General features: G+C 35.6%; 27 protein-coding genes and 1 pseudogene. 10 read left to right on the top strand and 18 right to left on the bottom strand.

Features of this window, described 5'->3' with window-relative positions; genetic code table 11:
* Positions 1-4 precede the first annotated feature (4 nt).
* From GNY06_RS06425 to GNY06_RS06455, 7 genes are all read right to left on the bottom strand, one after another.
* Positions 5-1,393, bottom strand: a complete 1,389-nt coding sequence (locus GNY06_RS06425; protein WP_166519297.1) for a dipeptidase — start codon at positions 1,391-1,393, stop codon at positions 5-7.
* 76 nt (positions 1,394-1,469) lie between these two features.
* Positions 1,470-1,736 (bottom strand): hypothetical protein, encoded by a 267-nt coding sequence (locus GNY06_RS06430; protein ID WP_166519298.1) that lies wholly within the window; start codon positions 1,734-1,736, stop codon positions 1,470-1,472.
* A 68-nt stretch (positions 1,737-1,804) separates the two neighbouring features.
* The gene (locus GNY06_RS06435) at positions 1,805-2,959 is read right to left on the bottom strand and encodes a class I SAM-dependent methyltransferase (protein ID WP_166519299.1); all 1,155 of its coding nucleotides are present in this window, start codon (positions 2,957-2,959) and stop codon (positions 1,805-1,807) included.
* Positions 2,960-3,105: 146 nt separating this feature from the next.
* Positions 3,106-3,459 carry an FtsB family cell division protein gene (locus GNY06_RS06440; protein WP_166519300.1) on the bottom strand — a complete coding sequence of 118 codons (354 nt, stop codon included), beginning with the start codon at positions 3,457-3,459 and terminating at the stop codon, positions 3,106-3,108.
* A 2-nt stretch (positions 3,460-3,461) separates the two neighbouring features.
* Positions 3,462-4,082: a uridine kinase gene (gene udk / locus GNY06_RS06445; protein WP_166519301.1), complete on the bottom strand. Its 621-nt coding sequence runs from the start codon at positions 4,080-4,082 to the stop codon at positions 3,462-3,464.
* A 195-nt stretch (positions 4,083-4,277) separates the two neighbouring features.
* A complete protein-coding gene (locus GNY06_RS06450; protein ID WP_166519302.1) occupies positions 4,278-4,859 on the bottom strand; it encodes a SanA/YdcF family protein in 582 nt (193 codons plus the stop codon).
* A gap of 62 nt (positions 4,860-4,921) precedes the next feature.
* Positions 4,922-5,965 carry a flavin reductase family protein gene (locus GNY06_RS06455; protein WP_244614376.1) on the bottom strand — a complete coding sequence of 348 codons (1,044 nt, stop codon included), beginning with the start codon at positions 5,963-5,965 and terminating at the stop codon, positions 4,922-4,924.
* 94 nt (positions 5,966-6,059) lie between these two features.
* Between GNY06_RS06455 and GNY06_RS06460 the strand changes: the two genes are divergently transcribed.
* From GNY06_RS06460 to GNY06_RS06495, 8 genes are all read left to right on the top strand, one after another.
* Positions 6,060-6,620 carry a TlpA disulfide reductase family protein gene (locus GNY06_RS06460; RefSeq protein ID WP_166519304.1) on the top strand — a complete coding sequence of 187 codons (561 nt, stop codon included), beginning with the start codon at positions 6,060-6,062 and terminating at the stop codon, positions 6,618-6,620.
* Positions 6,621-6,768: 148 nt separating this feature from the next.
* Positions 6,769-7,110 (top strand): 30S ribosomal protein S6, encoded by a 342-nt coding sequence (gene rpsF / locus GNY06_RS06465; RefSeq protein WP_166519305.1) that lies wholly within the window; start codon positions 6,769-6,771, stop codon positions 7,108-7,110.
* 25 nt (positions 7,111-7,135) lie between these two features.
* A complete protein-coding gene (rpsR, locus tag GNY06_RS06470; protein ID WP_021347702.1) occupies positions 7,136-7,438 on the top strand; it encodes a 30S ribosomal protein S18 in 303 nt (100 codons plus the stop codon).
* Positions 7,439-7,603: 165 nt separating this feature from the next.
* A complete protein-coding gene (rplI, locus tag GNY06_RS06475; RefSeq protein ID WP_166519306.1) occupies positions 7,604-8,077 on the top strand; it encodes a 50S ribosomal protein L9 in 474 nt (157 codons plus the stop codon).
* 158 nt (positions 8,078-8,235) lie between these two features.
* A complete protein-coding gene (locus tag GNY06_RS06480) occupies positions 8,236-8,412 on the top strand; it encodes a histone H1 (protein ID WP_166519307.1) in 177 nt (58 codons plus the stop codon).
* Between the two features lie 260 nt (positions 8,413-8,672).
* Positions 8,673-9,062, top strand: coding sequence for an acyl-CoA thioesterase (locus GNY06_RS06485; protein WP_166519308.1), 390 nt, complete (start codon positions 8,673-8,675; stop codon positions 9,060-9,062).
* Positions 9,062-9,634 (top strand): helix-turn-helix domain-containing protein, encoded by a 573-nt coding sequence (locus GNY06_RS06490; protein WP_244614377.1) that lies wholly within the window; start codon positions 9,062-9,064, stop codon positions 9,632-9,634. The genes GNY06_RS06485 and GNY06_RS06490 overlap by 1 nt, the downstream gene beginning before the upstream one ends.
* 69 nt (positions 9,635-9,703) lie before the next feature.
* Positions 9,704-12,463, top strand: coding sequence for a heavy metal translocating P-type ATPase (locus tag GNY06_RS06495; protein WP_166519309.1), 2,760 nt, complete (start codon positions 9,704-9,706; stop codon positions 12,461-12,463).
* 64 nt (positions 12,464-12,527) lie between these two features.
* Here the strand turns inward: GNY06_RS06495 and GNY06_RS06500 are convergent, their stop codons facing one another.
* Positions 12,528-13,238, bottom strand: a complete 711-nt coding sequence (locus GNY06_RS06500) for an AAA family ATPase (RefSeq protein ID WP_166519310.1) — start codon at positions 13,236-13,238, stop codon at positions 12,528-12,530.
* 268 nt (positions 13,239-13,506) lie between these two features.
* Here GNY06_RS06500 and GNY06_RS06505 point away from each other — a divergent pair, with 268 nt between their 5' ends.
* Positions 13,507-14,067, top strand: coding sequence for a TlpA family protein disulfide reductase (locus tag GNY06_RS06505; protein ID WP_166519311.1), 561 nt, complete (start codon positions 13,507-13,509; stop codon positions 14,065-14,067).
* A gap of 104 nt (positions 14,068-14,171) precedes the next feature.
* Here the strand turns inward: GNY06_RS06505 and GNY06_RS06510 are convergent, their stop codons facing one another.
* Together GNY06_RS06510 and GNY06_RS06515 are read right to left on the bottom strand one after the other, a co-directional pair.
* Positions 14,172-15,407 carry an MFS transporter gene (locus GNY06_RS06510; RefSeq protein ID WP_244614378.1) on the bottom strand — a complete coding sequence of 412 codons (1,236 nt, stop codon included), beginning with the start codon at positions 15,405-15,407 and terminating at the stop codon, positions 14,172-14,174.
* A gap of 43 nt (positions 15,408-15,450) precedes the next feature.
* A complete protein-coding gene (locus tag GNY06_RS06515; RefSeq protein WP_166519312.1) occupies positions 15,451-15,891 on the bottom strand; it encodes a hypothetical protein in 441 nt (146 codons plus the stop codon).
* 143 nt (positions 15,892-16,034) lie between these two features.
* Between GNY06_RS06515 and GNY06_RS06520 the strand changes: the two genes are divergently transcribed.
* Positions 16,035-17,435, top strand: a complete 1,401-nt coding sequence (locus GNY06_RS06520; RefSeq protein WP_166519313.1) for an amino acid permease — start codon at positions 16,035-16,037, stop codon at positions 17,433-17,435.
* Between the two features lie 48 nt (positions 17,436-17,483).
* Here the strand turns inward: GNY06_RS06520 and era are convergent, their stop codons facing one another.
* The 8 genes and pseudogenes from era to GNY06_RS06560 all read right to left on the bottom strand — a co-directional run.
* The gene (gene era / locus GNY06_RS06525; RefSeq protein ID WP_166519314.1) at positions 17,484-18,359 is read right to left on the bottom strand and encodes a GTPase Era; all 876 of its coding nucleotides are present in this window, start codon (positions 18,357-18,359) and stop codon (positions 17,484-17,486) included.
* Positions 18,360-18,600: 241 nt separating this feature from the next.
* Positions 18,601-19,368: a class I SAM-dependent methyltransferase gene (locus tag GNY06_RS06530; protein WP_166519315.1), complete on the bottom strand. Its 768-nt coding sequence runs from the start codon at positions 19,366-19,368 to the stop codon at positions 18,601-18,603.
* A 3-nt stretch (positions 19,369-19,371) separates the two neighbouring features.
* On the bottom strand, positions 19,372-20,181 hold the full coding sequence (gene map / locus GNY06_RS06535; protein WP_166519316.1) for a type I methionyl aminopeptidase: 810 nt from the start codon (positions 20,179-20,181) through the stop codon (positions 19,372-19,374).
* A 1,012-nt stretch (positions 20,182-21,193) separates the two neighbouring features.
* Positions 21,194-21,628, bottom strand: coding sequence for an EVE domain-containing protein (locus GNY06_RS06540; protein WP_166519317.1), 435 nt, complete (start codon positions 21,626-21,628; stop codon positions 21,194-21,196).
* A gap of 15 nt (positions 21,629-21,643) precedes the next feature.
* Entirely contained in the window at positions 21,644-21,919 is a 276-nt protein-coding gene (locus GNY06_RS06545) for an SRPBCC family protein (RefSeq protein WP_166519318.1), read from the bottom strand.
* A 648-nt stretch (positions 21,920-22,567) separates the two neighbouring features.
* Positions 22,568-23,230, bottom strand: coding sequence for a hypothetical protein (locus GNY06_RS06550; RefSeq protein WP_166519319.1), 663 nt, complete (start codon positions 23,228-23,230; stop codon positions 22,568-22,570).
* Between the two features lie 252 nt (positions 23,231-23,482).
* Positions 23,483-25,648 carry a TonB-dependent receptor gene (locus GNY06_RS06555; protein WP_166519320.1) on the bottom strand — a complete coding sequence of 722 codons (2,166 nt, stop codon included), beginning with the start codon at positions 25,646-25,648 and terminating at the stop codon, positions 23,483-23,485.
* A 172-nt stretch (positions 25,649-25,820) separates the two neighbouring features.
* A pseudogene (locus GNY06_RS06560) lies at positions 25,821-26,056 on the bottom strand (hypothetical protein); the annotation flags it as partial.

Here is a 26,056-nt window from a genome sequence, read left to right on the forward strand (position 1 = left end):
TAATTTATTTTTTTAATTCTGCATAATATTGAAAAAAATAAGGAATAGACTCGATTCCCTTATAGAAATTAAACAATCCATAATGTTCATTGGGAGAATGGATGGCATCAGAATCTAATCCAAAGCCCATAAGTACGGATTTACTTCCCAATACCTGCTCAAATAATGAAGTAATAGGAATACTCCCCCCACTTCTATAGGGCAATACTTCTGTACCAAAAGCTTTTTCCATAGCCATCTTTGCGGCCTTATATTCGTCCGTATCAATAGGTAAGACATATGGCATTCCTCCGTGGTGAGGTGTGACTTTTATTGTTACATTTTTAGGCGCTATTTTATGAAAATATCGACTGAATTTTTCAGTAATCTCCTCAGGTGTTTGATAAGGAACTAAACGCATAGATATCTTAGCAAATGCTTTGGAAGGAATTACAGTCTTAGCACCTTCACCAATATACCCTCCCCATATACCATTGGCATCTAAAGTAGGTCTTATAGAAGTTCTCTCCAATGTGGTGTATCCCCTCTCTCCCTCTGTATCTTTTAAACCAATCGATTGCTTGAAGCCCTCGGGATCATCTTTTAATTTATTCATTTCTACTCTCTCTTCCGGAGATACCTCTTCTACATTATCATAAAAACCATCGATGGTGATTTTTCCCTCCTCATCTATTAGTTGGGAGATCATTCTAGATAAAACATGTAAAGGATTGGGAACGGCCCCTCCGTAAAGACCGGAATGTAAGTCTCTATTGGGTCCCTCCACTTCTACTTCTACATAGCTAAGACCTCTAAGTCCCGTAGTGACAGTAGGTTGTTCTTTAGAGTAAATATGGGTGTCGGAAATAAGAATAACATCGTTTTTTAATTTCTCCTTATTCGCTGTGATCCAGTCACCGAGACTTACAGATCCTACTTCTTCTTCACCTTCTATAATAAATTTTACGTTACACGGCAAAGTATGGCTTTTTATCATTGCTTCAAAAGCTTTTACATGCATAAAAAACTGACCTTTATCGTCGGCTGAGCCTCTTGCGAAGACAGCCCCTTCAGGGTGTAAAGGAGTCGTCTTTACTACGGGTTCAAAAGGACCACTCTCCCACAACTCCAAAGGATCTGGAGGCTGTACATCATAATGACCATATATTAAAACTGTAGGTAATTTAGGATCGATTATTTTCTCGCCATATACTATGGGATAACCCTTGGTATTACAAATTTCGACTTGTTCTGCACCTGCTTCTGTTAAATGTTTTGCCACCATCTCAGCACAAGATAAAACCTCTTTACTGTAAGCTGGATCGGCGCTGATAGATGCTATTTTTAATAAATCACAAAGTTCATCCAAAAAGCGTTGTTTATGTTCTTGGATGTAATTTTGGGTTTCTGACATAGTATTTTTTAATTTAAGTAAATATAAAAAATGCCCTGCAAAAGGCAAGGCATTTTTATATGCTTTTTAATTTTAATTATTTTTGAGCTTCTACCTGGCCTGTCACAGCCTGCGCAGAATCGTTGACCGTTTTAGAGTGAGCAGACTGACTGCTGTCTATGGACGGAGCAGGTGTTGTAACCGAATGAGGCCCAAATTGAGGCTCCTTTTGAGCAGGTATCATATCATCAGAATAACGCTGCACTTCATCGGTAATTTTCACCCTGTTTTTATTACCTCCCTGGGGTAGATTGCACGAAGCTAAACTCATAATGATTACGGCAGATAGAATATATTTTTTCATGTCTTTTTTATTAACGCTGCCAAAATTAATAATTATCGACTTCTGTGGCAAATAATGGATAAAGTAATTTAAATTGATTTTAAAATAAGCTTCCTCTGGCGACTTTGGGTAAAAATTAAATACTGATTTCCTCCATCTTTTATCTTATATTTTTTTTTTATCTGCTCAGGTGTCAAAGGATAGTTCTTTGCAATAATATTAAACCGTTCTCCTTTTTTGATAGCCTTAGCATCGGTAGACACAATTTTTAAAACACGGCCTGGAAAATTTTCAATTTTATGGTTAGAAGTATACAACTGAGTATTGGGATGGAGTTTTTCTAACTGGAAATACTCCGAGATAAAATTAAAGGCTCCCGATTTTAAGAGTGCATTGTTGGGAATATATAAATAGGAGGAAACTTCTCCATAGGAGGCTACTGATGCATGCAAGGCTGAGTAGGGAATTTCTAAATCGGGATCATTACTTTGCAGATTACAAACCCTTAAAGATAACTCATCATCATAAGCCTTATCTATAACAATGAGCAGTTCTTTGACCTCATTTTTTACCGCTATAATATAAATATATGATATCGCTTTCACCTGTGAAATCAGCATCGATATATCCATTAAGGGGGACAATTTTATAAGTATTTTGTCTGAGAATTTAAGCAACTCATCTCCGATATTGATAATGTCGGGAGATAAATCTTTTAGAAGAAATTTTTTGTGATTATGCATATCCCTCCTCGCAGGATCCAAATATATCAAAGAAAACCTCTCGGTATTATTTTGCAAAAAAAAGCTGATTTCCTGATGAAGATAAAGTACGTGGGTCTTATTGAGAATAGACCAATTGTGCTTTACAATATCAAGTAACTCGCGATTTTGTTCTACAAGAGTAGTTGCTTTAAAATTTTCAGAAAGATAATAAGCATCTATACCATAACCACAGGTGAGATCTAGTAAACTTTCGCCTCCAAATAAGCTCGCTTTAAAAATGGCCGTAGCCTGAGAGGACGATTGCTCAAGGTTAAGCTGGGGTGGAAAAACAATGCCTTCCTTCAACAGAAATGGAAATTTTTTTTCGGCAATACGACATCCTTTTATCTGTTGTGCGATCTGCTGCATACTAATGTCCTCAAAAGGAGAATTCGACAATAATAGCTTCGTCAGATCCTTGTGAATATTTTCTTTTATAAATTGGCGAACTTCGGGGCGAAAAATCGTAGTAAAATCCATTTTTCAGATGGTTTTAAGGTTTTTATCTTTTTCAATGAAAACGAAATAAATGCACAGGATTAAAAAGAGAAAAGGCTTTAAAATACTAAGCCCTTTCTTTCTCTTTATACATCAAATCGATGGAAGCACTTTTCCTAAAAACATGATTATGGCTTTTCCTGACTCTTAATACTATCGACTACTAATATGAAAATCTCTTCATTTTTTTTCTTCATAAAATAGTTTTCACGTGCAAACCTCTCACGTTCAGATTTATTAAACATGAGTTTCTTATAAATAGCGTCGTTCTTATAATACTCTTTTTTATAATAATCCAACTGCTCTTCATATTTTCTAATCTCACTATTGAGCTCATTGATGACTAAAAACGAAGTGCTATCAAAAAAGGTCATCCAAATCAAAAAAACAATAATGGTAATCACATATTTATTTAAAATATACGTACGGAAAAATCTAAATTCTCGAGATGGTTTTTTTATACCTTTAATAAGATGATGCATTTTTATACACTTTGTTTCTTTAACGAATTATTGATTACTGTTGTTAAAAAATCAATGGCTACATTATTATGTCTCATATTTGGAATAATAATATCAGCCTCATTTTTAGAAGGTTCTATAAATTCATTATGCATAGGTTTTAGCGTAGTCTGATAACGATGTAACACCTCCTCTAAATCGCGACCTCTTTCCTGAGTATCTCTTTTTATCCTTCTGATAAGCCTTTCGTCTGAATCTGCATGAACAAAGACTTTAAGATCGAATTCTTTTAATAACTCTTTATTCGTAAGCACTAAAATGCCCTCTACTATTAAAACATTCTTAGGTTCTATCAAAATATGGTCTCCGGTACGACTATGGGTAACAAAGGAATAAACAGGTTGATCAATCTCTTTATGATTTTTTAATTTTGTTACATGGTCTAAAAGCAATCGGAAATCTATGGATTTTGGATGATCATAATTCAGTTTTTCTCTTTCTGCTAAACTAAGATGTTGATTGTCTAAATAATAATTATCCTGCGAAAGAACATTAACCCCTTCAATATTAAGCTTCTGAAGAATTCTGTTAACTACGGTAGTTTTCCCTGATCCTGTACCTCCTGCTATACCTATTACAAGCATTTATTTTTATTTTGGCAAAGATAAAAAAAATCCTTAAAATTTCTTTATATTTTATCTATAAGCCGTAAAATCAACTCGATAGAATTAAGCTTACCAAAAGTGAAGATTAAAACTTTTTACTCTTTGTATCAGTATAGATTGCCTTTATTTTTCACCTCTCATATAGAAAAAAATCTTGTACAAAAAGCAGTCTCTTTACTCAATATTTATCTTATCTCCGGAAATATGAGGAGAAATATTGAGTATATACAAAACTACAGCTTTGACTCGCGCTAGAAATTCACGCGCGTGATTACGATAAAAGCTCTCTTTGGCATTGATATCTTTGGCATCAAAAGCATAAGCATTCATCTTCTCTTTTCTTGCAATAAATAAGGCTCTGACATTATGAAATCTCTGAGAAACAATAATAATATTATGTTCCTGATAAATATATTTACACCTGGATATACTGGTTTGGGTATTAAATCCTCCCGGATCTTCGATAATTGAATATTCCGGAATTCCCCCGTTATAGATCAAATAATTTTTCATAGCATGAGGCTCATCGTAATTTCGACTTTTCTCTCCGCTTACAATAATTCTCTTTATTTTACCTAGGTTATAAAGAGCCATTACGGCTTCCAAACGGCTAATAAAATATGGATTGGCTCTACCTTCTCTAGTTTTAGGAGAAGTTCCCAATACCAAGGCACATTTTTGAGTGGGAATTTTACTGATTTTTTTAAAAGTCCTCCCTTCAGTGAGGGAAATAACCCAAAAATTCGCTAAAAACATCAGCAAAATTATAAATTCTATACCGTAGCCACACGCCTTTACTCCTATGTACAGATTTTTCTTCAGCTATTGTCAAAATTTAGATTAATATCCTTTGTTAATGCTATTCCTACACAAGGTAACACTAACCCCCACTCCACTTCTTTCTCTGTTAAGTAGTCATTTTCTACCATATAAACTTTACCTTTGGTCAGTCGACATCTACACGAACCGCATATGCCTGATTTACAAGAATATGGAATATTAAATCCAGCTTCTAATAAGGCCGATAATATCGGAGTTTCGTTAGAAGGAATATCATATTGATAGTTCCTTCCCTGTAGTGTGAATTTCACATTGATGTCTTTAATAATAGGTAAGGTTTCCTCTATTTCGTAAATATCTTCATTAAATTCTTCAAAGAGCTCGAAATGAATATTCTTCTTTCGAATCCCCCTCTTATAACATGCATTCGCGATCGACTTAATCATACCACCCGGTCCACATATCAAAACTTCATCCGTAGCATCCCAGATCGTAGACTCTTCATCCTCTTCATCCAAATGAAGAATTTGATTGATGATTAAACTCAGCTTTGCTTCATCTAATCTTCCTTGGAACAGAGGGTTTTCAGCCTGCTCTCTAGAGAAGAAAAAGAAAATCTGTAACCTATCCGAATACAGCCCCTGCAAACGAGATAATTCTTCTATAAAGGGAATACTCTCTTTATCTCTATTACTGTAAAATAAAAAAAAACGGGTATATGGTTCGTGATAAAGTATATTTTTAAGATGGCTGATAATGGGGCTAATGCCTATTCCTGCGGCAAATCCTAAAATACTTCTCTTTTCATTCGGTTTTAGCGCTATTGTAAACCGCCCTCTGGGCTCAGAGACTTCTACCCCCTCTCCTTCCTCTAACTGCTGGTAAAGCTGATAAGCAAAACTATCACAGCCTTTAAACTTAATCCCAAAACTTAAGCACTCCTCATAAGGTGCAGAAGTATAGGAGTAGTCGCGTTGCTTACCACCCCATTTTATACTGGAATACTGCCCCGAATTGTATAAAAAAGCTTTCTTTAGTGAATCAGGAACCTCAAAGCTGAGGGAAAAGCTATTTTTTGTCAATCGTTTTTTTTTGACTAATTTTAGCCAATGGAATTGGATAGGGTTTCTTATGGTAAAGCTATCTGACATTATGATACAAAATTATATAAAAAAAATGAAAAAGCTACTCTTCGGGCTTGTGGCCCTACTGGTGCTTATAGAATGTAAAAAATCAGACTCCCCGGTAATTTCGCCTACCACTGTAGATAACGCAGAGAGTTTACCTCCTTCCGACAGTTTAGCCTCTAGCAACAATTTCGTGGTATATGATGAAAATAAATTAGCCGATCTGCTGAAAACAAAAGATAATGATACCCTATACATTACGAATTTTTTCGCCACATGGTGTGGACCCTGCATGATGGAAATCCCACACTTTAAGGCAGAAATGGAAAAATTAAAAGGGAAAAAAACTAAATTTACCTTTGTAAGTGTAGACGCACCTGAAGACTGGGATACTAAAGTGAAGGAATTTGGCAATATACAAGGTCTAAGCCACCATATTGTTTTATTTGATATGAAAAATGCCACCGAAAACTTTGCACAGAATCACACCCAATCATGGGACGGAGGGTCTATTCCCTTTACCAGAATCTCAAAAGGCAACAAAATAGAAGAAAAAATGGGATCCTTTACTGCAGAAGAGTTTCACCATAAAATTAAGAGTTTTCAATAGGTGTTCTTTTCCAGAATATCTTATCTGGTAACTCTTTAAACATTTATCAGTACACCTTTTTTTAAAGAGTTTTTTAGAATCTATTTGTATAAACCGAAATAATAGACTAGTTTTGCAGCTCGAAATAAAAAAACAAATTTTTAATATTATGAACAATTACGAAACTGTTTTCATTTTGACTCCCGTTCTATCTGACGCGCAGGTGGAGGAAGCAGTTAAAAAAATCGAAGACCTTCTTAAAGAGAATGGTTGCGAAATCGTTGCTAAAGAAAACTGGGGACTTAAAAAGCTAGCTTACCCTATCCAGTTGAAGAAAAATGGATTCTACACTTTAATCGAATTTAAAGGTGAAGGAGAGGTTGTTGCTAATTTAGAGTTAGCGTACAAACGTGACGAGAGAGTAATCCGTTACTTAACTACTAAAATGGATAAGCACGCTGTAGATTATGCAGTGGCAAGGAGAGCAAAATTGAAAACTCAAAAAGCTTAATTAACCCTTAAAAATCTTAAAGACAATGGCAATAGATGAAATGGCACAACAAGCCGCTCAAGGTGGTGAGTCTGAAGTAAAATTTCTTACTCCCTTAGATATCAATACTAAAACACAGAAGAAATTCTGTCGCTTCAAGAAATATGGAATTAAGCATGTAGACTACAAAGATGCTGACTTTTTGCTACAATTTGTAAACGAACAGGGCAAAATTCTTCCAAGAAGATATACGGGAACTTCTTTAAAATATCAAAGAAAGGTTTCTGCAGCTATTAAAAGAGCTAGACATTTGGCTTTAATGCCTTACGTTGCAGATCTTTTAAAATAATAAGACAAAATTATAATAAAGGAAGCATACTATTAAGTATTGCTTCTTTTGTTGCTGAATCAATAAATTTCATTCTAACTTGATTACAGATTTCAAAGACGAGAACTCTAAGCAAATGGCCTGGTTTATATCTTGAAATCCTTAATCTATTAAAGGACAACAACAATGCAAATTATTTTAAAAAAAGACGTTGAGAATTTAGGACTAGAATTTGATACCCTTGATGTAAAGCCAGGTTACGCTCGTAACTTTCTTATTCCTCAAGGTTATGCTGTATTAGCAACTCCTAAAAATAAAGCTGCTTTAGAAGCGACTTTAGAAACCAGAAAAGAAGAAGAAGCTAAATTAGTTGCAGCTGCAACGGCTAAAATTGAACAACTTAAGAAAATAAGCTTAAGCATTCCTGCGAAAGTGGGTACGGGCGATAAGCTTTTTGGTTCTATCAACAATGCCGATCTTGCAGAAGCTTTCTCTAAAGCAGGAGTGGAAATCGAGAAAAAATTCATCAAGATTCCAGGCAATACCATTAAGAGAATTGGTAAATTTACGGCTAAGGTAAGACTTCACAGAAATGTAGAACACGACTATGATTTTGAAATCATTTCTGATGCTCCAGTAGAAGCTAAAAAAGAAGCTTAATTCACAGGCTATTTTTAATACTTTTTCATCCTCCCGCTGGGGAGGATGTTTATTTTTTTATAGATTCATCCAAAAAAATAAATATCGATGATATTTATAGGGATAATATTCTTTATAAGAAAGTATTATTTTATATTTGCAATCCTAAAATATATTATATGCAAGAACTATTAGACAAAATCGCACAGGAATTTGAAGTTTTTAAAACAGATTCTAATCTTCAGTTGGAGAAAGGGAATAAAGCAGCTGGAACAAGAGCCCGTAAAGCAGCTTTAGAGTTAAGCAAACTGTTGAAAGACTTTAGAAAAGTTTCTGTTGAAGAATCTAAAAAATAACAAGTATTTGCGAAACAACCGATGATAATTCATCGGTTGTTTTTATTTATCTACTCTTCATCCTTTAAATGTTTTTAAGGAAAAAAGAGAATCAATCTCTTCTCACCCTCTTTTTAAAGACTGAAATACATTTTCAGCTTAAAGACTATCAATACTTATTGAATTTTTCAATAGCCCAAATTCTAAATGATACATCAAAAGCCTCTTCATAATCGTTAGAAGTTTACTACTTTTGCAAAAAATAGAAGGTTACGATGACAATGAATTTCCATACTCGAAAATGGGTAAAGCCAGAAGATTTAAATCCCAATCAATCTCTTTTCGGGGGTAGACTTTTACAGTGGATAGATGAGGAGGCAGCGCTTTATGCGATTATTCAATTGGAGAATCCACGCTGTGTTACCAAGTTTATATCTGAAATTAATTTTATTCACTCCGCCAATCAAGGGGATATTATCGAAATAGGAATTTTGGCTACAGCCTTTGGCCGAACTTCGATCACTCTTTCGTGCGAAGTCAGAAATAAAATGACCCGACAAACGATTATAAAAATAGATAAAATCATCATGGTAAGCCTTGACGAAAATGGCAAACCCACCCCCCATGGAAAAACAAAAATAGAATATCCTCATGATAGATTCCCTGAATAATGATGGAACTATATATTAAAAATATGGTATGCCCAAGATGTATATCCTCTATTGAAAACATCTTTAAAAATTTAGATATCGCTTTAGAAAATCTTGAGTTAGGGACTGCTATTACGCGTGCCTCACTAACTCAGGAGCAATTGCGAGAGTTGGAGCTAGCCTTAAAGGAGCAAGGTTTTGAAATTTTAAAAGATTATCCCCTGCAACTCATTGAAAAAATAAAAACCTTAATTCTACAAAAAGTGCAGGGTTTGGATATAGAAGAACACTTTAAACTATCCAGTTTTCTGAGTGATCATACCCATAAAGAATACAGTAGCCTTTCCAAATTGTTTTCTCAAACTGAAAATATTACCTTAGAACAATACTATATTTTTCAGAAAATAGAAAAGGTAAAAGAACTCTTAACCTATAAAGAGTATTCGCTAACCCAAATTGCAGATATGTTAGGTTACAAAAGTCTACAACACCTATCTTCCCAATTTAAAAAAGTGACAGGCTTATCTCCTTCTCAATTCCAAAAAGCCAAAAATAAACTGCGTTATCCACTAGATAAAATCATAATTTCATAAACTTTCCCCCTACATTTATAACAACTCCCTTCTTTGTATTGTCGAACTTTGCTGTGTAAAATCAGCATTATGAGAAAAACATTCGTAATAAAGGGAATGTCCTGTGATGGCTGTCGCAGTAAAATAGAGAATAAAATAAATCAAATTGAAGGGGTTTCAGCTCAGATCCAACTTCATCCGCCCTTGGCCCATATTATTTTTGAAGGTTCGTTTCCAGAAGATCTTATTGAGAAAAAGTTACAAGAGGCTGGAAACTACATCCTGGAAAAAGAAACTAGCAAATCCCCTTGTTGTTCTTCTAATTCGTTACCCTCTGTGGGACATCTGAAAGAGGAAATGAAAAAATATACGGCAGGTGAATCCTCATGTTGCTCTTCCGCTACGTATGATGCCCTTGCTATCCCTCAGCAAGAATCGGATAGCGGGCGCTACATCTGCCCCATGAAATGCGAAAAAGATAAAGTCTATAGTAAACCTGGAAGATGTGGCGTATGTGGGATGTTTTTAAGTCCGATTGAAGCTTTAGAAAATAATCCCACACCGCCTAGCGGATCCTGTTGTGGAAATCACCAATCTAAAGAAATACCCAAAGTCACCTCATCATCGGCTGGGAAGTATTATTGTCCTATGCAATGTGAGGGAGACAAGTTATACGATAACTTTGGAAGTTGTCCCGTATGTGGGATGAATCTGGAAAAAATTCCAGATTTAAAGAGAACGATACTCTACACTTGTCCTATGCACCCGGAAATTGTACAAGAGACCCCTGGAAATTGCTCCATATGCGGTATGGATTTGGTTTCTGCAACACCTAAAGAGGATGAAGATACTGCTTATAAAGATTTGGTAAGCAAGTTATGGGTTTCAATAGTTTTGACTTTACCGGTATTCATATTGTCTATGGGGGGGATGATCCCCGGAAACCCCATTTCTAAGGTTGTCCCTCACCACCTCAATGGCTGGTTGCAAATGGGACTCACCCTGCCTATTGTATTCTATACGGCGTGGATGTTTTTTGAAAGGGCATGGATCTCCTTTAAAACTTGGAAGCTCAACATGTTTAGCCTTATAGGCTTAGGTGCCTGTGCGGCTTTCATTTACAGTTTAACCGCTTTATTATTTCCTGGGATTATTCCACAAGAATTTAAAGATCATCACGGAAGGGAAAGTTTCTACTTCGAGTCGGTATGTGTTATTTTCACCCTCGTTCTCCTGGGACAATTGATGGAAGCAAAAGCGCATTCTAAAACCAATTCGGCAATAAAGGAACTGATAAAATTGTCCCCTACAAAAGCCACTCGAGTAGAAAACGGACAGGATAAAAAAATCGCAGTCGACCATATTCAAATAGGTGATATCCTTAAAGTAAAAGCCGGTGATAAAATTCCTGTAGACGGCATTATCACTGAAGGATATGCTGCTGTAGATGAGGGAATGATTACTGGAGAACCTCTTCCTGTCGATAAAAAAGAAGGGGATGCTGTGATATCCGGAACAGTAAACGGAAACAATACTTTTCTGATGAAAGCAAAACGTGTTGGAGAAGAAACACTACTCGCTCAAATTATTCGGATGGTGAATGAGGCCAGCAGAAGTAAAGCTCCTATTCAAAAATTTACCGATAAAGTTGCAGCCATCTTTGTTCCGGCTGTTGTCTTTATTGCGGTACTAACCTTTGCTATATGGAGTGTCTGGGGGCCTTCTCCAAAATTTATTTATGCATTTGCCAACCTTTTGGCTGTACTTATTATTGCCTGCCCGTGTGCTCTGGGCTTAGCCACCCCCATGTCGGTTATGGTGGGAATAGGAAAAGGAGCCAAAAATGGTATTCTCATTAAAAATGCGGAGGCACTGGAAAAATTATCTAAGGTCAATATCCTGGTAACCGACAAAACGGGAACCCTCACCGAAGGGCGTGCTACAGTGGATCATATTGAAGTAATTGGCAATTTTACAGAAAAAAAACTATTGCAATTTGCCGCAAGCCTTAACCAAAATAGCACCCACCCATTAGCTGAAGCCATTATCAATAAGGCGAAAGAACATCATCTGATCCTAGAACAAGCCTCTGATTTTAAAAATATTTCAGGAATGGGCATTTCTGGAAATGTGAGCGCTAAAGAAATATGGGTGGGAAATGAAAGCCTGCTGAAAAAGTATAAACACTCCATTAGCGCTAGCCTCTCTGCACAAGTAACAGAAGAACAAGAGCAAGGAAAAACCGTGTCGTTTATTTGTATCGACCAACATTTAGCCGGCTTCTTTTCCTTTTCAGATCCTGTAAAAACGACGGCTAAGGAAGCTGTGCAAGATTTAATGAAGATGGGAATTGAGGTAATGATGATGACCGGCGACAATGCCAAAACGGCACGAAGCGTAGCCGACCAGCTCGGTATCCAACACTATGTAGCACAGGCTTTGCCGGAAGATAAGCTCATTGAAATAAAAAAATTACAACAGCAAGGAAAAATCGTTGCCATGGCAGGAGATGGCATTAATGATGCACCGGCTTTAGCCCAATCGGATATAGGTATCGCCATGGGAACAGGTACTGATGTGGCTATAGAAAGTGCACAAATAACCTTATTAAAAGGAGATCTAAAAGCCTTGGTAAAGGCACGGGTGTTGAGTGAAAAACTCGTACGCAATGTCAAACAGAACCTGCTTTTTGCATTTCTCTACAATGCTTTGGGTATTCCCATTGCAGCAGGCATATTGTATCCCTCTTTTGGGCTTCTGCTCTCCCCTATGATTGCGGCGGCTGCGATGAGCTGTAGCTCGGTATCCGTAATCGCAAATTCCTTAAGGCTAAATAAAGCGAAACTATAAAATGTTTACAGGGCTATATCAGAGATATAGCTTTTTTATTTTCCATACTGAAAAAAAGCTAAGGCTAAACTATATCTTTTTCTAACTCATGAATTAAACGAGCTTTTATTAAGGTATAAATAGAATCTCGAGCCTCTGCAAATGAAATACCAAAACATTCTGGAACCACTCGTATTCTTTCCGGAAACTGTTCCAGTAAGAAAGTATAATAACTTTTGAGTTCTTCATCTGAAGGCATTTCAAAATGTATCTTTAACTGAAACCGTCTCACCAATGCTACATCTAAAATTTGGATATGATTGGTCGCGGCTATCAAGAGTGCTTTTTCGGAAAAACCATCTATCAGCTGAATAACAGTATTGACCAGGCGACGCATTTCTCCCACATCCTTGTCATCATTCCCCCGCATTTTTCCTATGTGATCAAATTCATCTAGAAATAAAATAGCATTTTCTCTATTGACCTTATCAAATATCATTCTGATATTTTTAGCGGTATCTCCTATTCTGGAGGAGATAAAATTACAGAGATCCAATATATAGAAGGGTTTATTTAATTGCGTAGCGATAGCTTTTGCTGTAAGGGTCTTACCACAACCTGAACAACCATGCAAAAGAATTTTATTGTTCACTGGGAGATGATATTTCTTAAGCTCATCGAGATACCTGAATTCTTTGATCAACTGGTCTAGTCTCTTCCGACTGCCTTTATCTAGAAAAACATCTTCCCATTTAACTTTTTCTTTATCCTCAATCAGAAAACCTGTTACACTCATTATCTCTAGTTTTTTTGATCGGTAAAGTTACAGAATATGGCATTGATCGTGGATGATATTTTCTATACTACTTTATATCGTTTGGCTGCTCTGCTTTCTATATTCTTACTATTTTTACCCTAGGTGCACAATAAAACACCTTTGTTTGGCTATTTTGATCATTGAAGAAAAAATGCTCTTATCGGATTTCAATACTGAATCTTTGCGCTGTGCACTTCTCAATCCATCATGAATACCCAAACAAAGCTAATTTATCTATATTTACCACATGAAACGCTTAATCAATATTTTGCTTTTTGCATTGACCTTAGGGCTTATTTTTGTGCCAGAGGTAAAGGTTTTTATACAGCGAAGCCTTATATATATGGGATTTTTCAAGCCCAACTTAGCAAAACACCCTGCTGCTCTCTCTACAACAAAGGCCATGTCCCTAAAAGATGTTAATGGACGTATCACCGACTTGAGTGCGTTGAAAGGAAAAATTGTTTTTATTAACTTTTGGGCAACCTGGTGTCCTCCCTGTATTGCGGAACTGCCCACCATAGAGTCCTTATACCAGCATTTTGCCGAAGACAGAGAGGTTGTCTTCATTATTCTGGAAGTAGAAGGTCAGCAGATCAAAGCCGAAAAGCTATTCCAGGATCAGGGATTCTCTCTTCCCCTTTACTTCGCCAATGGGACGATACCACAGGATTTCTTCAGAGGTAAGCTTCCCACCAGTATTATTCTGGACAAAAATACCCATATGGTATACCAATCGGAGGGATTGACCAACTATGCCGATCCCAAGCTAATCAGCTTTATAAAACAATTAAAACAAACAAAATGACTTCAGGATAATCTAAGGCAAAAAAAAACAGAGCTATTGCCGTCACAACGATATCAATTCCAAGATCATCTGCTACATAAAGCTATTAAAATAAACAGAATGACTTAATGATGCTGCTCAACACGAGGAAAAAGCCAGCGAATCACAATATACATAGCTATTGCCGTGGAGACCAAAATAGCCCCTGTTCCTAACCATAGGGTGTTAAAACCTAATTCATTGGCAATATTGGTTCCCAAAAGTGGTGTGATAATAAAAGCGATGGAAAAGGTGATCCCACTAAGCCCCATGTAGGCTCCCTGATTATTTTTACCGGAACGTAAGGCGGTAATGGTCACCATAAAAGGAAGTACCAAAATTTCACCAATGCTTAATAACGACATGGATAGTAATAGTAAAGCCATATGGTGGTTGACAACCAATATCAGATAGGCTATACCACACATCAGAATCCCATATAAAAGAGTTTTGGCCATGGTAAAATGACGTTCAGCATAATCTACCACTAACATTTCCAATATAACGACAATAAAACCTCCATAACCTAGAATATACCCTATGGTCGGGGCATCTAGATGTACTTCCTGTTTATAAAAAAGTGGAAGGGTATTGAAAAACTGAAAAAAACAGATGGAAAATAGGGTGCATAAAAAACAATACACCAAGAACGGAAAATCCTTATATGGGGATTGATGCTTCTCGACCGCTTCTTTTTCTACAAGCTTTTGTCTTATACGCTGTCTCCCCTGATATATTTTATGCCTTCTTCTAAAAAATCTTACATATACAATACCGGCAACTAAAGCACCTAGCGCATTGGTTACAAAAAGTAGCTCATAGGAAATTGCAGATAAAATTCCACCCATAGCAGGACCTATAGAAAAACCAAGGTTAACAGCCATTCTGTTCAGGGAGAAGGCTCTTGTTAAGTTTCCTATTTTAGCGTATTTGGTAATGGCTACAGAATTTGCTGGGCGAAAGGTTTCACTAATAATACTTTGCACCAAAATAATACAAGCCATAGCCTTTACGCTTGGAAATAAGGGAATCAACAGGAATAATGGAGCACTTAGAAATAAACTGATAGATTGCACCCTGTATTCTCCAAATTTATCCGTAAAATAGCCTCCTAACCAGGATCCTATAACAGCTCCTATTCCATAGAAACTCAACACCATTCCAGATTCTTTAATACTAAAATTGAGTTGATCCGTCATGTATACTCCTAAAAAAGGCAAAACCATAGTTCCGGTTCGGTTGATCAGCATGACAATAGAAAGCATCCAAGCTTCCTTTGATAATCCTCTAAAAGAATTGGCATATAGCCCCAGTAATCCCATTTTTTGATGTATTTAAAACAGTATAAAAATCAATAACCCCTCACTAACAGATGTTTAAAATTTTCTGATTTTTTCCGTTGAGTTCAAAATCATCTCCAGACTTCTTTCTTAGCATAGAGTGCACCAAAGGTGATTTCTCAGAAACAGCGATTATATCCATTCCCTCCATTTTGAGTTTACCCAAACTCTCCGAAATATAAAAATTACCCATTGAGGTTTGCACGTATGCCCCTATACCCACAATTGTTGAAGCTTTTGAAGTCATATTTTTCAAAACTTCCAACTGCTGCTGTACTTCTGAACGCTGGGATAACAATCTATTGATTTCCTGTTGCAACATCTCTCTGGAAGTTTCATACTTATCGCCCATACTGCTTTTGGTATCATTATTAGAAGCTCTGGTGGCGGAAATAAGCTTTTCTAAATGTACTACTTTTTCCAATGCAATCCGCTTGACCTCCATCAATAAATTTACTTTATTCATCTTATGATTTTTATTTCTACAATAATATAATTTCGATATTCCATACTTTACGTCTAAATATATGTACAGCTAGGATTTAATGTAATAAAACATTATTTTTATGCGCTAAAATATTAAAATAATCAAAATAAGTAAAATCAACATTGGAGACTTCAGAAAAGAAAAAATTAGAACGAGGCTTACAGAATCGTCACATCCAGCTTATCGCCCTAGGCGGAGCCATTGGTACGGGGTTATTTCTAGGAATTGGCCCTGCTGCTGTTTTAGCAGGGCCTGCTGTAATTTTAGGTTATATTATAGCGGGTATTATCGCCTTTTTCATTATGCGACAATTAGGTGAAATGGTAGTACAGGAACCGGTATCGGGCAGCTTTAGCCACTTTGCCTATAAGTATTGGGGTCCTTTTGCAGGATTTGCTTCTGGGTGGAATTACTGGCTATTGTATATTCTTGTCAGTATGTCGGAACTTACGGCTATTGGTGTGTATATACAATTTTGGTGGCCGGAGATCCCCTTATGGATGTCTAGTTTATTTTTCTTTATTGCCATTAATGCACTGAATTTAACCTCGGTAAAGGTGTATGGTGAAGCAGAATTCTGGTTTTCTATTGTAAAAGTAGTGGCCATTATCGCTATGATCTTATTTGGAAGCTATTTACTCATTAGCGGCACAGGAGGTGATAATGCAGCAATCTCGAATTTATGGAATAAGGGCGGCTTTTTGCCTAAAGGCTGGCTCAGTACTTCTTCTAGTGGAGCTTACCAGGGCCTGGTGGCTGCTATGGCACTTATCATGTTTTCTTTTGGGGGATTGGAACTTATTGGTATTACGGCAGCAGAGGCAGAAGATCCAGAAAAAAATATACCCAAAGCCACCAATCAGGTTATTTATAGAATTCTAATTTTTTATGTAGGCGCTTTAATCATTTTATTCTCTCTTTCCCCGTGGGTAGATATCACAGAAGGGAGTAGTCCTTTCGTTATGGTTTTCAACAGATTAGAGGGGCTACAATTCACCATCGCCGGAAAAACAGTCTACTTTACAAGTCTAATCGCCAATGTTCTCAATATTATTGTTTTAACCGCTGCACTTTCTGTATACAACAGTTGTGTGTACAGCAATAGCCGCATGTTATATGGCCTTGCTGAGCAAAAAAATGCGCCTCAATTATTGTCTAAGCTGAGCAAGACTGGGGTACCTGTTATGGCTATATTAGCCTCGGCTATCTTCGTCGGTATTTCTATTATTATCAATAAAGTTATACCAGACCAAGCACTTCATATCTTAATGTCCCTGGTGGTTTCTACAATGGTTATCAATTGGATTATGATTAGCTGTACCCATATAAAATTTAAAACTTCCCATACTGAAAAAACGAAGTTTCCAGCCTTTTTATATCCCCTATCTAACTATATATGTCTCGTCTTTCTATTTGGCGTTTTAGTGGTAATGTGGTTTACAGGCTTAAAAATTTCTTTGGAGCTGATTCCTATTTGGCTCATCTTTCTTTATATCTGCTATTGGTTGAAGAAAAAATCATAAAAAAGGGGCTTTAAAGCCCCTTTTTTATACTAACCAATAAGTTTTTTATTAACGATAACCAAAGTTTTTAAGGTCTCTGTCGTTTTTCCGCCAATCCTTTTTTACTTTGACAAACAGATTGAGGTGAACTTTTTTTCCAAAAAATTTCTCTAAATCCAGACGAGCTTGTGTGCCTACTTTCTTAATCGCTTCTCCCTTATGACCGATGAGTATACCCTTTTGGGTATCCCTTTCTACATAAATTATACTATCAATAAAAATCATCTCACCTTTATCCTTGAAAAGCTCGGTAACGACTTCAACAGAATATGGAATTTCCTTTTCATAGTTTAAAAGGATTTTTTCCCGAATGGTCTCATTGACAAAGAAACGCTCTGACTTATCCGTAAACTGATCTTTATCGTAATAAGGTGGACTTTCAGGTAACAAAGATTTTAATTTGGGTAAAATATACTCGGTGTTATAAGCGTTAAGTGCCGAAATCGGTAATATTTCCGCTTTAGGTATTCGCTCGTGCCACAAAGTTACGGTATCCTCCATTATTTTTTGATCAGCCTGATCTACTTTATTAATAAGGATTAGTACAGGTACAGGAATTTTATTGAGTTTCTCAATTAAAAATTCCGAAGGTGGCGTTTTATCTGTAACGTCTACGAGAAAAAGAAAAACATCCGCATCTTGTAAACTCTCTTTTACAAATTCCATCATTTTCTCCTGTAAACCATACTTAGGATCTAATACACCAGGAGTATCCGAGAAAACAATCTGTACATCCTCCTCATTGTAAATTCCAAAGATACGATGTCTAGTGGTCTGGGCTTTTTGTGTGACAATGGCTAATTTCTCTCCCATCAACTGATTGAGAAGTGTAGACTTTCCTGCATTGGGCTTCCCCACTATATTAACAAAACCTGCTCTATGCATTTTTAAATTTAAAATTGAATATTAAAAAGATCTAAAAAAATAAATCCTCTGCAAAGTTAACAATAAAAGAATGATTTTAGGGCGCTTTGTTAGGTTTATCCCTATATTTTGTAGGCAAATCTGGGTTACAAAAGTCATCCGATCTCAGCAAATAGTGTATAGAAGAACTCTCTCTTAGCTTTAATATAGAGAGGTGAAATAAAATATAACTTGCTAGTAAAGACAGAGATGATCTGGCGATCTAACTCTTAAAAACAATGGGGAGAATTTCATCAGCCAAGATGCTATAGCGCTTTTGGTCTTCAGTTGAAAACTGCTGCGAATATCTATTGGCCTCTACCTGAAATCCGACCTGCTGCAAGCGGTCAAAATAGTCCATACCATACCATCGGACATGATCATATTGACCAAAATGTTTTTGCCTTTCCTTAGGATCAGTAATACTAAAATTCTCATAAGTATCTTCTACATGAGGTCTCATAGGAACCTGAAAGACGCCCCATCCCCCCTTACGCATTACACGATACAATTCCCCCATAGCTTTTGTATCTTCTACAATATGTTCCAATACGTGATTGCAGATGATGATATCAAAGCTTTCATCTTCAAAAGGTAAATCGAGTATATCTGCTTTTACATCTACAATAGGAGAGAAAAGGTCAGCAGAGGTATAGTCTAAATTTTTTTGTTTTCTAAATTTTCTGAGAAATTCTTGCTCCGGAGCAATATGAAGGACCTTATAATTTTTGGTAAAAAAATCAGTTTCTCGCTGCAAATACAACCATAGAAGACGGTGTCTTTCTAAAGATAGAGTTCCGGGTGAAAGAGCATTTTCTCTTTGTTTATTATATCCATAGGGGAGAAATTTGCGATAAGACCTCCCATCTATAGGATCTACAAAACGATGTCCTTTAAAAAAATATATAATAAGAGGCCGCATACCTATGCTTATTTTAATGAGCATAGGACGGGGCAATTTATTTAACAAAAATTTGGCTAGCTTTTTCATGCGCTATAAATCGACCTGAAAAGCTTGTTCCTCATCGGATTTTATACCTAAAGCATCATAAATATACTGGAAGGTGGAAAGCAAAACCGGTTTTCCCTTAACTACTGCCACATCGTGTTCAAAATGGGCTGAAGGTTTTCTATCTAGAGTGGTTACCGTCCAACCATCGGAATGAAATTTTACTTTTTCGGTTCCCATATTAATCATCGGTTCTATAGCAATGACCAATCCATCTTTAATCACTTTTCCTGAGCCTTTTTTTCCATAGTTGGGAACTTGCGGATCTTCATGCATCTGCCTTCCTACACCATGCCCCACTAACTCACGTACGACACCGTAGCCATGTTTTTCTGCATGTTCCTGCACCGCATAGGAGATATCCCCTATTCTCTTCCCACGCACACATTGCTCTATGCCTTTATAAAGACTTTCTTTGGTCACCTTTAGTAATTTTTTTACCTCAGCAGAGACTTCACCCACTTCAAAAGTATAGGCATGATCCCCTACAAATCCATTGAGTAAGGTTCCACAATCTACAGAAATAATATCGCCATCTCTTAAAGCTTCATCTGTTGGAAACCCGTGAACGACCTGCTCATTGGGAGACATGCATAAAGAATTGGGAAAACCTCCGTAACCCAAAAAAGCGGGTTCAGCACCGTGATCCTTAATGTATTGATACGCCAGTTTATCTAAATATTTAGTGGTGACACCTGGCTTAATCTCCTTAGCCAGCATCCCTAAAGTCCTGGAAACCAACTGAGCACTCTCGCGCATTAATTTGATTTCTTCTATTGTTTTCAGTTGAATCATGTTATTAAAAAAAGAGATTACAAACTTAATAAAAACTGAGCCTTATCTGTATATTTTAAATAAAGAATATTTATTTCCTCCTTCAGAAGGATAGCAAAATATTTGATACAAGTTTTTATCCCTTATATATATTACCACAAAGTATCTTTTTTTACTAAAAATGTATTGAATGTATGACTGTATTATTTTCAATTTCGATCTTTAAATAGTTTTATTGTGCGATCGTTTTTGTTGAAGAGAGACCAAGCTCTACAAAGTTTTTAAATTAATAAAAACCTGTATTTAAACCTATTAATGCAAAACCCTCTCGAATCGCCCCTTTTTAAAAATAGGGTCATCGATAAATTTTATTCATTTTTTCTGCAACTTGAAGGAGAAAATCTACTCCTACTCCAATTTCAAGTACACCAAGAACTTCCTGTTGGAAAAAAATGACTTGATAAGTTTTGATGATCATTTCGCATAATGAACAATAACACGTTTTCATCTGAAATGTGCATTCCATTTTTTTAAATTTATGAAAACTGAATCTTCTTCATCAAGTAAAATTAACTAAACGTTTTTTTCCTGAAGCCAATTAGCTGCAGATTCCAATAAATTCATTGGAATCTCAAAAGTAAAATGATATTTTGCGCTTTTACCCGATTCCGTTAGGATTAATTGAGATCGCCCAACTTTGAATTCTATTTCTTTTTTAGAGGTCCTTACTCTTTCAAAACCTGGAATATCAGCATAAAAAGCTTTTGCTTTTTCAAGGTGAATGACAGTAATGTTAACTTTATCTCACTTCATTATTAATCACTAATTTTTCAGTACAAATTTAGCTATATCACATTGTTGTGTATTTAGGATTAGTAGTTTTTTGAACATTTAGAACTCTTGAAGTGTCCATAAATTGAGATTTCTTAGCCCTACTCAATAAGAAATTCCTGAATTGTAAAACCATATGTGATCCCCTTTTCCTATTCCTATAATGAGAAACTACTCTATACTAGTTATACCACACTATTTTTTATAATTGTAATATCTCTTCACCTAGCATATAAGAAGATATTAGTCTAAAGTCGTGTTCTGATAACTCAAAATGTCCGAACCTAAATTTATATCCCCAGTTGGATGTACCCTTGGTCAGATCTAACTGATCCAAAAGATCATAAATAGAAACATCCAAGCAGGGATAATATTTTACATCTCTTCTATAGGGGATAAAGCCAGGAAACATTTCAAAAGAATAGACCTCTTCTCCTGTTATTTCGCCAATGGCCGTAAATTTTTGACATTTTTCTTTGGATTTAGATTGATATACAGGAGAATAATAAATAATCCAGTCTCCGATATTCATCCTTTCCAAAGGTTTTTTCTTACCATGGCATAACTGGCAGAAACCTTCTTTACTCCCGATTTGTATATGCTCTGTAGAGGCTACTCCACACCAATATTTTCTCATCTTTAAGCTACTATATTAACTCTTGGCTAGTGTTATAATATTCGCTACAGCCGCAGACAAACCTTCCTGCATTCCTGGCCAAATATTACCCATAAAGAATTCATTTTCTTTTTCTCCGGTAATTATAGCTTCTACTTGATGAGTTATTTGAATGTTACCTCCTTCTAATTCTTCTATTTGATGAAAAGTTTTTATATGGCCAAAAGGAAGTTCCGTCATATCGGAAAATCCGACACCCTCTTTAACATTTGTAATATTTATTTGTATTTCATCCGGAGCTCCTCCTTTCATCAATATTTTTCCTCCTTCACAAAACCCTCCTTCTAGTCTTATTGCTTCGATATGACGATCCCACCGGTTCTAATTATTAACGTCTTTACAAATTTCCCAGACTTTGCTGGATAGAACACTTCCTATCATTGACGATTTTGCTACGTACTTTTTTTCATATTTTTTTATTTGCGTTTTAACTGTGTGAATTTAATCAATTTAAATTTTTAAATTGTTAATATTTCCATGATACTGTTTTATTAATTCATTATATAAACATCAACACCCCTATTTTAGATGAAATTATATCTTGAATCCTTCAAATGATTGGGCGTAATGACGTTTCATCATAAAATTCAATTTTTTCGCATGCCCATTTCAATATTCATCTGGTCGTAAGTGAATCAATATTTTTGATCATGAATATCTGGCTCCTAATATTGTACAATTTTGATACAGCGGCTTTATATCCTTTAGATAATGAAATGTGACCTGTATTAAGAAAACACCTTCTATGATACATACCGCATTTAGTTTATCACCGTAATTAAGTATATTCTGTGAAACCTATTATCCTCTATGGCAACAGCTAAGGTCATTCTCCCTACAAGCAGTATTTCTTGAACTTCTGCTTGGTTTGCATATTAAACTTTGAGATATATGGACTGGTTATCCTTTATCACAATTCTTTAAATGCTCCAATACTTCCTTCTCTCCCCAATTTGGGTAGTTCTTATCGGCGATATTGAAGGCCTCAAATAGCTTTTTATCCTTCTGTAATTTTTCACACAAATTAGAGTCTTTTTTCCCCATAAAGCTGTTTACATTATCTTCAAACAGGTCTAATAAGTACCGAGGTCTAGGATTAACCGGATTGATGGAGATGGCCTTTTTATAATTGGCAATAACATCTTTGTAGTATATTGGTCCGTTTTTATGAGGGTTTTGAGCTATTTTCGCATAATAATAATATCCTAAAATAGTATACAGCTCTGATTGGTCTGAAGATTTATCCTCTAACAATTTTTCAATTCTTTCTTTTGCGTCTGCTAACAAAGCTTCTTTTTTGTCAAGGCTTGTAAAGAAAGATTGAGTTAATTCAAAATAGCTAACATAGTAGGAAGGAAGCCAGTAGTTCTTATCTAATCCCTCTATTCTCTTGATTTCATTAATAGAGTTTTGTAAGTCGTTTTCGCTTTTAGCTGTGTTCACTTTTTCCAGCGCTAAATCAAGATAATCTTTACTTGTAAGTTTGTCTGAAGAAAGCTTAGATTGAGCCATACAAGTAAGTTGTAATAAAAAAAGGATTGCCAGAGATAATTTTAATTTCATAAGATTAATTTTTTAGTGAATTGATATACTTTTTATTTTTCTTGCCTAAAAATAAGAATTTTCAAAAGAGGGATTTCCGGAAGGATGATGAGAAATTCCATAAGGCTCATTGGGAACTGATCATCTCTTGTTAAGTCTTCCGTTATTACTCAAATTTTATATAGCTATTTTCAATATTAACGGTAAGGGCTATTTTATGTTGTGCAAATCCTGTAAAGCCCAGTGATAAAATAATCAGAACCCCTATTTTTTTTAGAAATTTGAAACATCATACGCTGAGTTGTTTTTAAGTGAGATGAAAACACCTAAATAGAAAAATCTTTTTCTTGGGGCAATAATAGGTTCATTGTTGTAAAACCCGTTGCTGTTTACCTGATCTGCATATCGGTAAGTAAAAATATTTTGTCGCCCCAATACATTGGATAGAGAGGCGTATAATATTACTTTTTTACTCAAGAGAATACTCGCATTGACATCCAAGCTATTATATACAGGTGTTTTTGATGAATTAAACCCTGAAAGTCCTGGGTTATTGTATGGCCTTCCGCTTGTAAATGTATGGGTCATTCCCAAATATATTTTAATGGGTAAAATAAAATATTGTGCATTTAATCTTATATTATGTTTTGATGCAAAAGCAGGTTTTGCAAGTTCAGGATAATTACTGTACAACCTTTTAGAATCATTATAAGAATAAGAAAAAGAGTATTTAATATTTTTTATAGACCTGTCATCCGAAAAATATACATCAAAACCCTTACTATTACCATATCCGTTTGAGGTATACTGATTGTCTTTCAAGAGCCATAAATTCGCGTATTTTTTATAATAAAATTCTGTTTTTAAGGCAATACCACTGTTCTCATAGCTCAAACTCGCAATATACTGATCCGAAACCTCTTGTGACAAGTTATTTGCTTTTGCCAATATGATATTACCGGGTAACTGATAATATCTACCATATATCAATGAAGACTGAAATTTTTCATAAATATAATCTAAAGACAGTCTAGGGTAAAAAACATATGAATTATTGTAGTCATTATACTCCAGTCTCGCCGAAATATTGGTGTATAGTCCTTTTTTTAATCTCAACTGATTATCGGCAAAAAGTGCTGATATAAAATAGCGGAGCTTCTGATTCTGCAACTTGTTGCCATTCATATAATATTGGTTATCATAATTTCTCATAAAATTCTCAAAACCGGTTGTGATCTTATAATATTTTGTAAATGTTTTTTTGATCCTGAATTTTGAATGGATTTCCTGCTGTCCTTCATTAAAATGATCTCCTATAACCTTGGTGTTGCTATACTGATCATCCAATCTTGAGAATGCCAGTCCTACAAAATACTGTAACCCGTTTTTAGGCTTAGTCTGATAAGTGGTATTAAGATAATAATTGTTTTCCGAAAATTCTAAATCTCTGGATTGGAAAGTATTAATATCTTTATATTCTCTGATAAAATCCGTCCTGTTATATCCCCAGTAAACTTTAAGCTGTGATTGGTCTTTAAATGTATTTTTAAACTGTCCTTCTCCGGAAAAGTTGCTGTAATCTTTCTTCCAATTGTATCGATCTGGGAATATCTGATTGTAAACACCAAGATTAGTATAATTGAGATTAAAAGAGACTGATCGGTTTTTCCTTCCTAAGGTTCCGCCTCCACCAACACTTAATGGAGAAAAATTAACTCCTAGTTTTGAGTCACCTGATACATCTTTTGTTTCCATAGGTAAAATAGATGATAAAGCTTGCCCGTATTCCAGCTCATATCCCCCTAAAGATAGATTAATCCCTTTGAAAATAAAGGGTGAAAACCTTCCTCGGGATGGAGTGTCCTGAGCACTTGCTGTGTAGGGTGAAAACACATGCATTCCATCAATGTAAGTTCCCAGTTCGTTGCTGTCGCCCCCACGAATATAAAGCTTGCCATCTTCACCCACTTTCTGGGTTCCCGGTAAAGATTGTAAAGCACCAACAATATCTCCGTTGGAACTTCCGGTCATTACGACATCAAGCGAATTCATTCGCTCAACCCCTCTGCTTTTTCCGATACTAACAGAATTTGCTGATATAACAACTTCATCTATAGACTTAGAACCCTTTTCAAGGACAATTTTTCCAATATTCAGGGTGGGTGTTCCATGATTTTCTAAGTTTATTCTTTTATCATCAAATCCGATTGCATTAATAATTAATACCATTTTTTTTTCAGGCATCTGAGCTTTTTCTACAACAATTCTAAATTGTCCCTTTTCATTGCTGGTATCGCCAAGAATTGTATTTTCCAGGTAAACATTAGCTCCCGAAACCGGAGCCTTATTGGAGCTTATTACAATCCCTGTAATCTCTGTTTGACAATAGATGATTGAATAGATGAAGATGAAGACCAAATAAAATAATTTCTTTAACATTCGTTTAAATTATAATTATTACTTGTTATTTTAATTTTTTCAACTATAAGTTGAGCATATCATCACTATGTAAAATCTCAAGATGTGTAGTAGGATACTCTGGTTCTCCGATTATGTTTAAGTGTACTAGCCCCGACTTAATCTGACAGTTAAGAGTTAAAATAATTATCAGTTATTCAATATTATCCTTACTTCCAAAAGTAAGGATTTTTTGTTCCACTGTAAGAGTTTCCAATAATTTCTCTTTTGCAATAGGTTTACTATCCCAAAACGTCTGCATCGGTGTTTTACCATAACAATGTTTTCCAGTATGCGTTCTTTCATTGTTGTAATAGGACAACCAACTTGTTTAAGTCTAATTGCAGTTCTTCAATACTTCTGTAAATTTTCTTTCTAAAAGCTATGGCA

The sequence above is a fragment of the Elizabethkingia argenteiflava genome (genome assembly GCF_009904105.1).
GTDB lineage: Bacteria > Bacteroidota > Bacteroidia > Flavobacteriales > Weeksellaceae > Elizabethkingia > Elizabethkingia argenteiflava.